Raw genomic sequence first — 13,823 nt, 5'->3', positions numbered from 1 at the left:
GAGGCCGATATTTCGGCCTAAAACGAAAAATGCAAGGTGCATTTATGGATTATTTTGCCGGTTTTTACCTATTTGTACCCGCAAAATTAAACACGACCCAAATCGGCAGGTAATTCAAAGGCCTCTTGAAATTAAAAAACTAATCGGACTTTACGTATTCCTGAAACCTTATACCTGGGTTGTTGCATTTTGAAAATGCTAATTTAACGTGAACTGGGGTTAAGAATTTGCTAGAATCTTAGATTGTCTGTCACTAAGAGAGCTTTTGTAGCTGTTCATTTTTTGAACGACGAAAAAACGAACCAAAAACGTCGCCGGCGGGTGAAATTTTTGTTGCGTTCCCTACGCCTGCGCTAAAACCATTTAACTCGATCCGCTGGAAGGCGCGAATCTCAAACAGAAATGGTTTCTTAACGCTCCGGCTCTGGTCACTCTGGTCAACAAAAATTTCGAAGGCCGGAGAACGGAAGTCTCACCACATCTTTAGAGCTTATTATCCCGAGTTAACGTTAAGTTATAGCTTTGGTTATCATAACTTGAGCCGAAAGAATGGCAGTTCGTTTCCTACTGTAGATAGAACTCAGATAAGTTTTGCAAATAAGGATGAGCAAATCACTAATAAATTGTATCTTGGCGCTCTGAATTTCAGATTAAATTTATCAGTATCGTGATACAGCGAATACAAACCGTTTTTTTACTCGTGGCCTTTATACTTGACGGGCTGGTCTTCTTTAACCCACTCTATTCCCACGCCATGCAGGATCCCCAGCAGTGGATCGGCATTGGATTTGCCGTTGTGCTGACTCTGGCCGCCCTGCTGTCGATTGTATGCATCTTCCTTTACAACAATCGTCCAACTCAAATTACCTGGGTAAAGCGCACCATGCTGGTACAAGTAGCCAGCCTGGGATGGGGCGTTGGCATCTTATTCTCCCTCGGCGGATTTGGGGTATTTCTCTGGGACGAGCTCCTGGGGACAGGCTTGCTACTGCTCGGCCTTGTTGCTCAAATCCTGGCACTTCGCAATATTAAAAAGGATGAAGAACTGGTCCGATCGATGGACCGCATCCGGTAGGCCGGGTACAAAACAGACATTATTATGCCCGACTCGTATCCGCGTCTCAAAGTAATCAGCGCCCTTGCAGCGGGACTGGTTGCGTTCGGATTTTCTCCCATCTTTGTACGCTTTACGCCAGAAACACCGGCTCTGGTTCTGGCAGCCTATCGTACGGTGATCGCATCCGCCTTACTTATACCATACTGGTTGCTGAACCGGGACCGCTCGACGACACCAACCAAAGATAAAATCTACACCATGGTGGCCGGGGTCTGCCTGGGCATTCACTTTATCCTCTGGATCTCTTCCCTGCACTACACCTCAGTGGCTTCAGCCGCAGTGCTGGTGACTATTCATCCCATAATCATTATCCTTGTTGAACGGCTTTGGTTTAAACGCAGCTTTGCCCTCACCACCTGGATCGGTGTAGCATTGGCATTTTTGGGATCGGTGCTGCTTGGAATCTCCGACAGCCAGATTGAACAGGATTTTGCCGACCCGCTGTTTGGAAACTTTTTAGCTACAAGTGCAGCCTTGATCTTTGTTATATATATCCTGATCGGGCAAAAAATCCGCCAGAAAAGAGAATGGGTCGATTATGTCTTCCCGGTTTATTTCTATGCCGGGGCCACATGCGTGGTCGCTGCACTGTTACTGGGCGAAAATCTGTTCGAGATAAGCCTGATCGGGGCGGCCTCGGCCACCGGGATGGCGGTATTTCCCCAAATACTGGGACATGGCTCCATGAATTACGCCGTCAAGTATATCTCTCCCACCCTGATCTCCACATTGATTCTCACCGAACCGATCTTCGCGACCTTCCTGGCGTATGTCCTGTTTAATGAACTGCCTCCACTGACCTCATTCCTGGCCATGCTGGTCATCATTGTGGGAGTGGGCTTAACCTGGAAACGAAAGCCGCGTAATAATTAGGACTTGCTAAGTATTTTTTAAAAGTATCTGTCTTTTTGGCCTTCGTAAAGGTGCCCCGGAACGGAGGGAAGCGTTAAGAAAATCTGTAGCCTCAAAACGTTGAGTTGTTGAGATGTTGAATTGTTGGAAAAAAGTCTAAGGTCCTAAAGTCAAAAGTCATAAGGTAAAATCCCTCTATCCGCCCTAACGTAAATTTCGCTGAAAAAAAGAGAGCGCAGCCGAAGCGTTAAGAAACCATTTGTGTCTGAGATCCGCGCAGTCCAGCGGATCGAGTTAAATGGTTTTAGCGGTGGTGGAGCGAACGCAGCGACAATTTACATCGGCGGTGAATTTTTTGGTTCATTTTTTCCTCACTGAAAAAATGAACACTACAACGTTAATAAGGCCCAAAATGAAAATTCGAACACTACTTTTCCCGCGGCAGCTCTCTAGTCTGTCATTGGAATTTACTCAGACAAAAATAAACACCTCTAACCATGAAAAAGGCTAACGGAACTTTTCGAACAAAGCCATGATTAATTTTGCGCTGTAATAGCATGATCATAGTATTTACATCATCGATTTTATAGCGTAGCTTTTCGTCGATTTTAACTATCGTTTGAAAATTCTGATTCATGAGAAAATTATTTTATCTAGCTACGTTCTCCATATTTTGTATTCTGCCTGGCCTTATATCAGCGCAACAGATCAAAGTAGTAGATGAAACGAACTTACAACCAATATCCAAGGTATACCTGTTCAACCAGGATAAAGATGAAACCGCGATGACCAACGCGGGGGGACAGGTCGATATATCGGGATTCGGTCCGGGAGACTTCATCACCTTTCAACATGCCTCGTACAAAAGAATCACGCTCTCCTACAAACAGATCCAGAAGCTCGATTTCCTGGTAAAACTCTCGGAACGTTCAGTTAAAATGGGCGAAGTTTATGTATCAGCCAGCAAGTGGGCGCAGGATCAATCCCAGATTCCGCAAAAAATCACCCAGATCGGCACTGAGGAGATCAGTTTCAGTAATCCCCAGACCACAGCCGACCTGCTTCAAAGTTCCGGCAAAGTGTTTGTTCAAAAAAGTCAACTGGGTGGCGGAAGTCCCATGATCAGGGGGTTTGCGGCCAATTCGGTGCTTATTGCTGTCGATGGCATCCGCATGAACAATGCCATTTTCAGGAGTGGAAACCTCCAAAACGTCATCTCACTTGATGCCAACGCCCTGGATCGCACCGAAGTCATCTTTGGTCCGGGCTCGATTATCTATGGAAGCGATGCGCTGGGCGGTGTCATGAACTTTCAAACCCGGGACCCGGAGCTTTCTTTTTCAGATCAAACCAATGTCAAGGCCAACTCCATGGCGCGGTACTCTACCGCTAATAATGAGCGTACGATTCACGGGGACTTCAATGTAGGGTTTGAAAACTGGGGACTGCTGACGAGTGTAACCTACAGCAACTACGACGATCTTCGCTCCGGGGGAGATTTCTATAACAAATACCCCGATTTTGGCAAGCGCGAGGAATACCAGGCCAGGGTGAACGGCAACGATCGCACTATGAATAATGGTGACGTGACGCTCCAAAAACACTCCGGCTACGAACAGCTGAATCTGATGCAGAAAGTGCGGTACCGACCGAACAAAGCCTGGAATCTCAACTACGGGTTTCACTATTCCACTACGGGTAATATTCCGCGGTATGACCGGCTCATTGAACGTGAAAACGGGGATACAGGTTCCTTTGTAAACGGGGCGTGGTATTACGGTCCGCAAATCTGGATGATGAATGCGCTGGAACTGAACACGGCCGAATCCACCAAATTCTACGACAACATGAGTGCTACCGTGGCACAGCAATGGTTCCAGGAAAGCCGCAATGACCGGGATTACAGCGATACCAGCCTCCGGAACCGGGAAGAAAATATCGATGTGGTCACGGCCAACTTTGACTTTGACAAGCGCTGGGGAGAAGACCAGGAGCTTTTCTACGGGTTGGAGGGAGTCTACAACTATGTCTCATCCGACGCCAATACAACCAATATAACCACCGGAGCCAGCCAGCCTGTGGCAACGCGCTATCCCGATGGGGGAAGCGACTACTCTCAAATCGCCGCCTACAGCAAATATCGGCAAGACCTGGGTAGTAAACTGACCGCCATCCTGGGGGCGCGTTACAGTCATGTTATGCTAAACTCCCGGTTTAGGAGTACCGAATTTTATGATTTCCCATTTGATGAGATAGCGATCAACACAGGTGCATTCAGCGGTAGTCTTGGCTTTACCTACAGGCCGGCCAGTAACCTGCAGTTCAACCTGAACGGGTCGACCGGCTTTCGCGCCCCCAATGTAGATGATGCCGCAAAAGTATTTGACTCTGAACCGGGCACCGTCATCGTCCCCAATAAAGATCTGAAATCAGAATATTCCTATAATGTAGATTTCTCGATTATCAAACGTTTTGATCAGAAAGCCCGCATTGAGCTCAACAGCTTTTATACCTGGCTGCGGGATGCCATGGTGCGTAGAGACTACCAGTTTGCCGGCCAGGACTCTATCATGTATGATGGAGAGCTCAGCAAGGTGGAGGCTGTGGTGAACGCCGGCAAAGCCTACATCTATGGCTTCAGCGCCGACCTTACGCTGGAAGTAACTCCCTACCTGAGCTTAAACTCGAATATCACCTACACCAAGGGAAAAGATGTTACCAATGACGAACCCCTGCGTCATGTAGCCCCGGTTTTTGGCAAATCAGGGATTACCTACAAAGCCGAAAGCATCAAAGTGGAGCTCTATACCGAGTATAACGGCAAAAAGGATATTAAAGATTTTTCTCCCTCTGAGAGAAACAAACCACACCTTTATACACCGGACGGAACGCCGGGATGGGCTACCCTCAACGCAAAGGCATCCTACCAGGTAAATGAAACGATCCGGGTCAATGCCGGGGTAGAGAATGTCATGGACAAACACTACCGGCCTTATTCATCTGGCATAAGCGCACCGGGTCGCAATGTAATTGTCGCATTTCGCGCAAATTTATAGATTTTTTGCTTAAAAGCATTTATTGAAATGGAACTATTTATCGACAAAAATCGTAAAACCACCGTTAATACGCGCACAATAGAGCATTTGAGTCATTATTAATAAACATTAGAGACTTATTAAATGTGTTGCTTTCATGTAATAATCCGTATCTTGCGGTGATGAAAAATGAGAGTTTAAACATTTACAGTGGCTAGGTACGACGTCGATAACAGCGTGTTGTCGATTCAATTTTTCTAACGAATAACTTATCTATGAATGCCAAATCTCATCATTTCTCACGCAATCTCCTTCTTCCTGCCTTAGTGGCTGTTGGTATAACAGTCGCCGGCTGTGTCAAGGAGCGTAAGAATACTGAGCAAGAGAGCGTTGTTGATGATAATGGACTTAATGTTTCAGTTACTGAACCTGTAGAGCGTGACTTCGAGGAGATCGAGAATAGTGGTGTCCTGCGCATGATCACAAACTACAGCTCCAATACCTATTTTCTGCATCAGGGTATTGAAAGAGGATTCGAGTATGAGTTGGTTCGTGAATTTGCCAATGAACATGATTTGGCCCTCGAAGTTGTCATTGTCGGGCCCAACGAGAACCCATACGACCTGCTGAATAGCGGGGCGGGAGATCTCATTGCAGCGAACTATACCATTACTCCCGAGCGCAAAAAATATGTTAACTTTACCCGTCCGTACAATCTTGTTAATCAGATGATTGTTTTCTCGGATGAGGTAGTGAATCCCCCCTCGACACTGGAGGAGCTGGCACAACGCGATATCCCGATTTCGGTACGTCGTAACAGTTCCTACTTCAACCGGTTGCAGGAGCTGCAATCCCAGGGGTATGATTTTGAGATTCGGCTTGCATCCAGCGATATGGACACCGAATCACTCCTTTTTGAACTTGCCAGAAACAATCGATTGGCCACTGTTGCGGATAACAACATGTACCAGGCTTCCAGCACCTACATGAACAATCTCATGAAAGGGCCAACCATTGCGCGCAATGACACCATCGCCTGGGCTATCCGCCAAAATTCGCCTGACCTGGAATCGCGTATGAATCGCTTCATGTACAAACACTTCCGGTTTAGTGCACAGGAGGGGCAACCCAAGCGATCTACCTTCCTGAACGTGTTGCGGAAACGGTATTTTGAAGGTGACAAACCCGTGGCGGAATTCTTTAGGCCTGCCTCGGAGATCGAAGGGACAGGCATTATTTCACCTTATGACGATCTTATCAGGACAGTGGCCGACTCAGCGGATATTGACTGGCTGATGGTCGCCTCCATCATCGCACAGGAAACGAAATTCAACCCGAACTCCAAAAGCTGGGCTGGTGCTGTAGGCCTCATGCAGGTTATGCCGCAATTTTCACAGGTTAAAAATGAACAGCTGTTGTATGATGCCGAAGTAAACTTGCGTGAGGGTGTACGTATCATCAAAGAGCACCTGAAGCACTACTCTTACCTCGACAGCACAAACCAGTGGGCCTTTGCACTGGCTACCTACAATGCCGGTCCGGGGCACGTTGCTGACGCCCGTCGCCTGGCGATCGATCACAACAAAAACCCGAACGAGTGGGAGAATGTCTCGGATGCGCTCTTGAAGCTAATGCAGCGTAAATATTATAAAGATGCCCGTTTCGGATTCTGCCGGGGTATCGAAACAGTACGTTATGTGAAAGAGATCATAAATCGCCACAAAACATATGAGTCGATACTGGCTATGACAGAACACAAGATGGCCCAGCGTCAACTCAGCATGGTGGGTATGCTCAACTAACGACGGACTGGAGTTAAAAGCATTTATTACTGAAGCGCCTGGTGATTTCATCAGGCGCTTTTTTTATTAAGGGAAATGCGTTGAGGAATACCAAAGCTAACTTAGATTAACCTGAATTCGAAAAAGACTAACTCAAAATAATAACTGTCATCGCGAGGAGGCTTTGTTGCCCTTTTGGGCATAACGATGAGGTCGACGCGGCGATCTCCCCATCCGTTTTATTGTTCACAAAGTTAGATTATTTCACCTTAATCACAATAAGCGTAATATCGTCGTACTGGGTTTCCTGGGTGAATACATTCACATCATCGATGATAGCATCCTGAATCTCTTTGGCCGTTCTGTCCCTGTTACGCCTAATACATTCCGTAAGACGCTTCTCATCATACTCCTCAGACTGATCTGGGTTAAACGCCTCAGTAACACCGTCTGTAAAAAAAACGAGGATGTCACCAGAAGAAAGCGATATTTTTTGTTCCTTGTATGGTGTCATCGTGGGCATCGCTCCCAGGATAAGCCCGCCTTCTTCCAGTTCTTCGGCCTTATTTTCGCCATTTTTCAGCCAAATGGGTGGGTTGTGACCTGCATTTACAAATTTAAAGCTTTTGTTTTGGTTGTAATATTTTCCCCAAAAGAATGTGATAAACTTGTCGGAAGGGGTATTATGGTACATGATATCATTGATCTGGTTGGTTGCCTCCCCGAGCGTAATCTCAATAGGCAGCAACACGTGCAACATTGCCTGCAGGTTGGCCATAAGCAGGGCCGCAGGCACCCCCTTGCCGGTTACATCCCCAATTGCAAACAGGTAGTTGGAATCCGGGGTTTGCGCAATATCAAAGTAGTCACCTCCCACCTGGTATGAAGAAAGGTTCGTAGCAGCCAAATCAAGGCCCTCAATCTCCGGAATCGGGTCCGGCAGCAGCCCCCGCTGTATCTTTTTGGCGATGTTGAGTTCCTCTTCAATACGCTCTTTCTCAATTCGCTCCTCCAGCAGATACGTTTTCTGTATGGAAAGCAGCGCAAGGTTACCAAGCGACCGCAAAAAGTTGTAATCCGATTTGCTGTACGGCTCCCCGTTGGCTCGCGCTCCCACCCCGACGAGTGCAATTTTGTCACTTTGAAAATTGAGACCAATTACCGCTTTTATCTCATTGTTCTCGAGAAAAGGTACTTTTTTTCGGAGTTCATCCCCAACTTCTACCAGGTCCTTCTCAAAGCCAAAGAGCTTCTCCACTTCTTCTTCACTCGGTTCACCTTTAATACCACTTGCGGCAACCATCGACCGCTCCTCACCCTGTTGAAGTATGAAGAAAAATTTTCGGATCAGCATCTGTCCCAGCATGGCAAACTTAAAAATCCGGACGATCTCATCCCGGTCCACCATCATGTTAAAATCCTTGCTCAGATCGAACAGGGTATTCAGTTCATAGACTTTGCGATCAAGCATACGGTTGATGCGGCGGAGTTCGGTAAACATCCGGGAGTTGGCGATGGCAACAGAGGAAATGATAACCAGGCTCTCAATAAATTCACGCTCGTGATCGCTAAGCGGCTGTTTATTCCCTTTTGCGCCCAGACAGAGAAATCCAAGGTGATGATTACTGGTCTGCAGGTTGAAAAGTGTGCACTGGGTTTCGCCCTCAATAATTTCAGGCAGGGCAATATCGTCGGTATCCTGCCGTATGATCGAGCGTTCTCTGGCTCGCTCGGGTTCAGGGAAGGAAACTTTGGTACCCTCTTCTGGGCATCCCCGGCCTTTCGACTTGCTGACAACGTAATTTTCTTCTCCCGGTTGATAGATAAGCACCATGGCCTTGGTGATGAGAAGCTTGCCCATGGTGATCAGCAGCAAATTATTCAGCACGAACTCCATATCGTGCGACTCGATAAGGAGACGGGATGTTTCAAGTAGAGTCTTTAGCTCAAAACGACTGTGCCGATCCTCGATTTCGGGAGTTCTACTGCTCAAAATTAAGTTATTTCTTTTTAGTCATGCGGATTTTGTTCAATTGGCCCTCTTTGCTGTACTCGACGTCATCCATCAATTTTTTTATAAGGTACACGCCCACACCGCCCCGCTTTTTCTGCTTGATCTTTTCACGTACATCCGGCTCAGTATAGGATGAGGGGTCAAATGTCTTGCCACTGTCCAGCAGCGACACCCAGAACTCATTGCTGTTATATCCCAGCTTAATATCTACCAGCCTGTTCTTGTCATGTTTATAAGCGTGTTTAATAATATTGGTGTAGGCCTCATCGACTGCCAGGCGAATATCAGCGACATCCTGTTTCTTAAATCCAAAACTCTTGGCGTGTTTGGCTACAAAATTCCGTACCTCTGCCAGATGCTCCGTCGAAGCCTGAACCCGCATGGTATGTGTTGAATTATGCTTGGGCAATGTCTCGGCAGATTTTATTGTTCAGTTTCAAATTTTTCTATCGCTTCCTCTTCATCATCCAGTATGTCATAGAGCGTGGGAAATCCCAGTAGGTCGAACACATTAAATACTTTTGAGTTCATATTTGTAAGCTTTATGTCTCCCCCCAGACTCCGAACGTCTTCTATATAAGCCATAAATACACCGAGACCCGCGCTGGCGATATAGTCAAGGTCGCTGCAGTTTACAATAATGTGATACTTATTCCTGTCGATGAGTTCGCGTAGTGAATCTTCCAAATGCGATGCCGTATGTGCATCCAGCTCTCCACTTAGCTCAAGCACATCGAAAGATTCAACCTGCCGATGGTTAATACTGAAATTTTTCATTTTGTCGCTTATAAGGATTTAATGAACGCCAATTGTAATAGTAACTCGTAAACATAAAAAATTTTGTGATTATCCATCGCCTCTATTTGATGCTGTTGTACAACCCTTTTTGACATTAAATTTTCGAAAGGAAGTTCGGGGTATACGGATTTTTCTCAGAAAGGATTCAAAAAAATAGGACCTCACACGTATCAGGTGTGAGGTCCTGACTATTCATCAAGAGAGACGCTACTTGAGCGCACAGTAATTTAAGGAATAAAACAGTAGGAAAACAAATATTTTTATAAGCCTAAACACCTATCCGAATAAAAAAGTTAATAATCTCATTCTACTTACTCATTCAGCCTCAATAGGAGATATACCCACAATATATTACGGGAAACCCCGTCTAATGAGGAAAAATTAAACTGAAATCTGATAATTTTTATTTTGAGTTATTACTTTTTGAAATGTTTTGTGAGCATAAAACACCCTTTCTTTTTTTATCTACTTCCACAAATAACAGGCAAACTGATGCAATTCTACACAAAAAATAACGAAACAATAAATAAGAGCTGGCTTTTCCTTTTGAAAGGGAAAAAGAAAATCATAATGGAATAAGAACCTTGCAAGGTAATGAAGTTTGGACATGCCGGGTATTAGTACGTGCGTACTAAGCAGTAGTTATGAGCCAACTAATACAAAAGCACCGAAGCGCCCCCCGGTGCTCAGATAAAAGTACAAATGAGAAGCTTAGTCTGCAGGTTCAGGAGTGGTCCCCTCTCCCTGCACAGAAGCTACCCAATATTCTTCGCCATACTCATCCTGCAACTTCTCCCCCAGACGATCGGCCATTGTTTGAGATGCAACCCTGCCTAATCTTACCCGGAACCAAATATTACCGGTCTCAGCATTTCCGTGCTTTACGACATATGCATTGGGAAAACCGCGTTCTTTCCACTTCGAAACCTGGCCCTGCGCTTTATCACGTGATCGCCACGCTTCCACCTGTACAGCCAAGGGGCCATTGGGATCAAACTGAATTTGTGCCTCTTTCTTTTTCTTTGCTGCTTCCAGGCTATCAGCTTCGGCCTGTTTTTTAGCTTTAGCAATGCTGTCGAGACGCTGTTGCTGCAACTGCCGCTGGCGTACCTGTTCAAGTGAATCCTGGCGGGCCTGTTCCCGCTGCTGCCGCTGTTGCTCTTGCTGGCTGGGACCACATGCGCTAAGCATGCTGATTAATGTAATAGTCGTTAACAGGTATATTGAAAATGTTTTCATAATAGAAAAATTAAGTTGAAGAGTTGTTAAACTCCTGATGCACATTATATAACAAAAAAAATATCCATTATTTTATTCCACACAAGTATTTAAAGATATTAAAGCATAATCTAAGTACAAAGATATTATATAATTTCCGGACTATCCTCCATTCTCCCAGTAAAGCTCTTTTTATCCCCATTAATAGTTGCTTAAAAACGCCTATCTATTTAGATTTGGTCTAAATTTTTAACTGCTCTGATGCCAGCCTAATAACAAGTGGGTCAGTCACACAGTTCTGCAATTAGTGAGCACAAAATATCTTTTATTAAAAAATTTAAAGTGACTTTAGGTTAACCTATCCTGGGGCTAAAAATACATAAAAAAGAAACTCCTCCATGGTACCTGCTGGTACCCGTTCTACTGATCACAATCGGGGTTCTTCTGCCGCTTTTCTATTTGCTGATAAGGGCTTTCGGTGCCTCGGGTGAAACCCTGAACGAAGTTGTACTACGCACCAGAAATCTGCGCTTGCTGGCAAACACGCTGCTGCTCACCGTTGGCGTATTAGTGGTAGATACCATGCTTGCTCTCCCCCTCGCGTACCTCTCAGCCCGGTGTAATATCACTGCACGGAAATTAATTACCCTGCTCGGAGTCGTCCCGCTTGCCATGCCGGGCTATGTCATGGCCTATGCATTTATGGGGCTGGGCGGCTACAATGGTACCTTGTACCAATGGTTTGGAATTACAATGGCGCGGCCCAGCGGTTTTTGGGGATCACTTTTGGTACTTAGCATATGCACCTTTCCGTATCTCTACCTGAATCTCCGCACGGCGCTCCTGGGGATGGACCCTTCGATTGAGGAGGCTTCCCGATCGTTGGGTCACGATGCAAAATCCACTTTTTTCAAAATTATTCTCCCGCAGCTCAAACCTGCATTCCTGGCAGGATTTCTATTGGTTGCCCTCCATGTTTTTGGGGATTTTGGTACGGTTTCACTTATGCGGTTCGAAACCTTCAGCTATGCCCTCTACCTGCAGTATGTAGCGGCTTACGACCGTATTTACGCCGCCTGGCTGGCCCTGATGCTGCTGGCCCTCACAACCGCCGCACTTGTACTGGAATACCGTCTCCTGCGCAAAGCCATTTTCCACCGGCTGGGACGCGGGGCCAGCCGGGAGCAAAAATACCTGGAGCTCGGTCCCTGGAAAATACCTGCCTACCTGTTCATCGGCGTATACACCGCAATAGCTATTTTGCTCCCCCTTTCTTCCATCGGATATTGGCTGGGTGAGGTCTCGTTTTCCAGTCTGTCTACTGACCTGCTATCCTCGTTCTGGAACTCTGTAGCAGCATCGGCGCCGGCTGCCGTGCTTACAACGGTGATAGCAATACCAATTGCCTATGTGGGAGTGCGCTTCAAAAGCAATTTGACGAACCTGCTGGAGCGCGTGGCATACCTGGGATACGCCACCCCACCGCTGGCCTTTGCACTGGCGTTTGTTTTCTTTTCACTCTATGTGTCCCCGTTTCTCTATCAAACGCTGCTATTGCTTATCATTGCCTACTCCCTTCACTTCCTGGCAGAGGGCATTGGACCGATACGAAGCTCATTATACCAAGCGCCACCCCAGCTGGAGGATGCAGCAAAGTCGCTGGGTTACTCCCCGATCAAATCATTTATAAAAGTAACACTTCCCCTGCTCAAAGGTGGAATTATTGCATCGGCATCTTTGGTTTTTTTATCCGCTATGAAAGAATTATCTATTACTTTCTTACTTTCCCCAATAGGATTTAACACCCTTGCGTTAAATGTATGGTCCTATACCGGTGAAGCAATGTTTGCCGAAGCGGCACCGTTTGCATTTACAATTTTAATATTTTCGACATTTTTTGTCGGCCTACTATTTACTCGCGAATGGAACAAAACATGAATCAACTGCTGAACATTAACAATTTGACCAAGGCCTTCGACAATACAGGGCCGGTGGTGGATTCACTGACATTTGATGTTAAGGAGAACGAAATTTTTGCACTGCTGGGTCCCAGTGGTTGTGGCAAAACAACCACCCTGCGACTGATATCCGGCTTCGAACGCGCCGATGAGGGAGAGGTTTATGTCGAGGGGAAATTGCTTGAATCCCCCAAACAACACGTGGCGCCTCAAGATCGCGGCATCGGGTTTGTATTCCAGGACTACGCCCTCTTCCCGCACCTGTCGGTGATTGACAACGTTGCCTTTGGGCTGACGAACATTCCAAAACACAAGCGGCATGTATACGCTGAAGAAGTGCTCTGCCGCACGGGCATGGGCGATTACAAAGACCGCAATCCAAGTGAACTTTCCGGGGGGCAGCAACAGAGAGTAGCCCTGGCACGTGCCATCGCTCCCAAACCGAAGCTGGTGCTGCTGGATGAGCCGTTCTCCAATCTCGATGCCGTTCTCCGTGATACGACGAGGAAAGAGGTCCGCAGCATTCTAAAAAAGGCAGGCATGAGCGCACTGCTGGTAACCCACGACCAGGAAGAGGCGCTCTCCTTTGCCGATCGCATCGCTGTAATGAACAACGGCCATATCGAGCAGATCGGCACCCCGGAAGAGGTCTATTACCAACCCAGAACAAAATTTGTAGCACAGTTTCTTGGCCGCACCAACCTGTTCCATGTCGATGCCTCCGGTGATGAGGAAGTGATGACAGAACTCGGTAAACTACGCCTCAATTGTCACGCTAAAGGTCGCGTTCTGTGCTCTATACGTCCCGAACACCTGACACTTGAAAAAGCAAATGGGGCAGAGCCTGAACCCAATATCGGTACGATCTTAAGTCGTGAATTCAAGGGGCACGACATCACCTACCACGTCTTGCTAAACAATGAACGCTACCTTGTGCACACCGATAACCGGCTGCTGTTTGATCCGGAAGAAAAAGTAATTATTAAGCCACTGGAATCTGCCGTGGTATTGCAAGAGGATATCTAAGTACTAATATTGAATAATAGCCTC

At 46.5% G+C, this 13,823-nt stretch carries 10 protein-coding genes; 6 read left to right on the top strand and 4 right to left on the bottom strand.

Annotation, left to right across the window (positions count from 1 at the left end):
- The first annotated feature begins 667 nt into the window (after window positions 1-667).
- From NC796_RS13065 to NC796_RS13050, 4 genes are all read left to right on the top strand, one after another.
- Window positions 668-1,075: a DUF4293 domain-containing protein gene (locus tag NC796_RS13065; RefSeq protein WP_310684984.1), complete on the top strand. Its 408-nt coding sequence runs from the start codon at window positions 668-670 to the stop codon at window positions 1,073-1,075.
- A gap of 24 nt (window positions 1,076-1,099) precedes the next feature.
- The gene (locus NC796_RS13060) at window positions 1,100-1,990 is read left to right on the top strand and encodes a DMT family transporter (RefSeq protein ID WP_310684982.1); all 891 of its coding nucleotides are present in this window, start codon (window positions 1,100-1,102) and stop codon (window positions 1,988-1,990) included.
- A 614-nt stretch (window positions 1,991-2,604) separates the two neighbouring features.
- Window positions 2,605-5,025, top strand: coding sequence for a TonB-dependent receptor (locus NC796_RS13055; protein ID WP_310684980.1), 2,421 nt, complete (start codon window positions 2,605-2,607; stop codon window positions 5,023-5,025).
- Window positions 5,026-5,279: 254 nt separating this feature from the next.
- A complete protein-coding gene (locus NC796_RS13050) occupies window positions 5,280-6,806 on the top strand; it encodes a transglycosylase SLT domain-containing protein (protein ID WP_310684979.1) in 1,527 nt (508 codons plus the stop codon).
- A 238-nt stretch (window positions 6,807-7,044) separates the two neighbouring features.
- Here the strand turns inward: NC796_RS13050 and NC796_RS13045 are convergent, their stop codons facing one another.
- The 4 genes from NC796_RS13045 to NC796_RS13030 all read right to left on the bottom strand — a co-directional run bounded on the left by NC796_RS13045 (window position 7,045) and on the right by NC796_RS13030 (window position 10,836).
- On the bottom strand, window positions 7,045-8,778 hold the full coding sequence (locus NC796_RS13045; protein ID WP_310684977.1) for a SpoIIE family protein phosphatase: 1,734 nt from the start codon (window positions 8,776-8,778) through the stop codon (window positions 7,045-7,047).
- Window positions 8,779-8,785: 7 nt separating this feature from the next.
- Complete coding sequence (locus tag NC796_RS13040; protein WP_310684975.1) at window positions 8,786-9,208, bottom strand: ATP-binding protein; 423 nt, start codon at window positions 9,206-9,208, stop codon at window positions 8,786-8,788.
- 14 nt (window positions 9,209-9,222) lie between these two features.
- The gene (locus NC796_RS13035) at window positions 9,223-9,576 is read right to left on the bottom strand and encodes an STAS domain-containing protein (protein ID WP_310684973.1); all 354 of its coding nucleotides are present in this window, start codon (window positions 9,574-9,576) and stop codon (window positions 9,223-9,225) included.
- 732 nt (window positions 9,577-10,308) lie between these two features.
- A complete protein-coding gene (locus NC796_RS13030; RefSeq protein ID WP_310684972.1) occupies window positions 10,309-10,836 on the bottom strand; it encodes an SPOR domain-containing protein in 528 nt (175 codons plus the stop codon).
- Window positions 10,837-11,274: 438 nt separating this feature from the next.
- Here NC796_RS13030 and NC796_RS13025 point away from each other — a divergent pair, with 438 nt between their 5' ends.
- Window positions 11,275-12,753, top strand: coding sequence for an iron ABC transporter permease (locus NC796_RS13025; RefSeq protein WP_310684968.1), 1,479 nt, complete (start codon window positions 11,275-11,277; stop codon window positions 12,751-12,753).
- Window positions 12,750-13,799: an ABC transporter ATP-binding protein gene (locus NC796_RS13020; RefSeq protein ID WP_310684967.1), complete on the top strand. Its 1,050-nt coding sequence runs from the start codon at window positions 12,750-12,752 to the stop codon at window positions 13,797-13,799. Before NC796_RS13025 ends, NC796_RS13020 begins: the two co-directional genes overlap by 4 nt.
- Window positions 13,800-13,823: the final 24 nt, after the last annotated feature.

It is taken from the genome of Aliifodinibius sp. S!AR15-10, assembly GCF_031569985.1.
Lineage (GTDB): Bacteria > Bacteroidota > Rhodothermia > Balneolales > Balneolaceae > JAMQKA01.
Note: the sequence above shows the minus strand (reverse complement) of the source record. Positions and strands in the feature narration are given on the sequence as shown.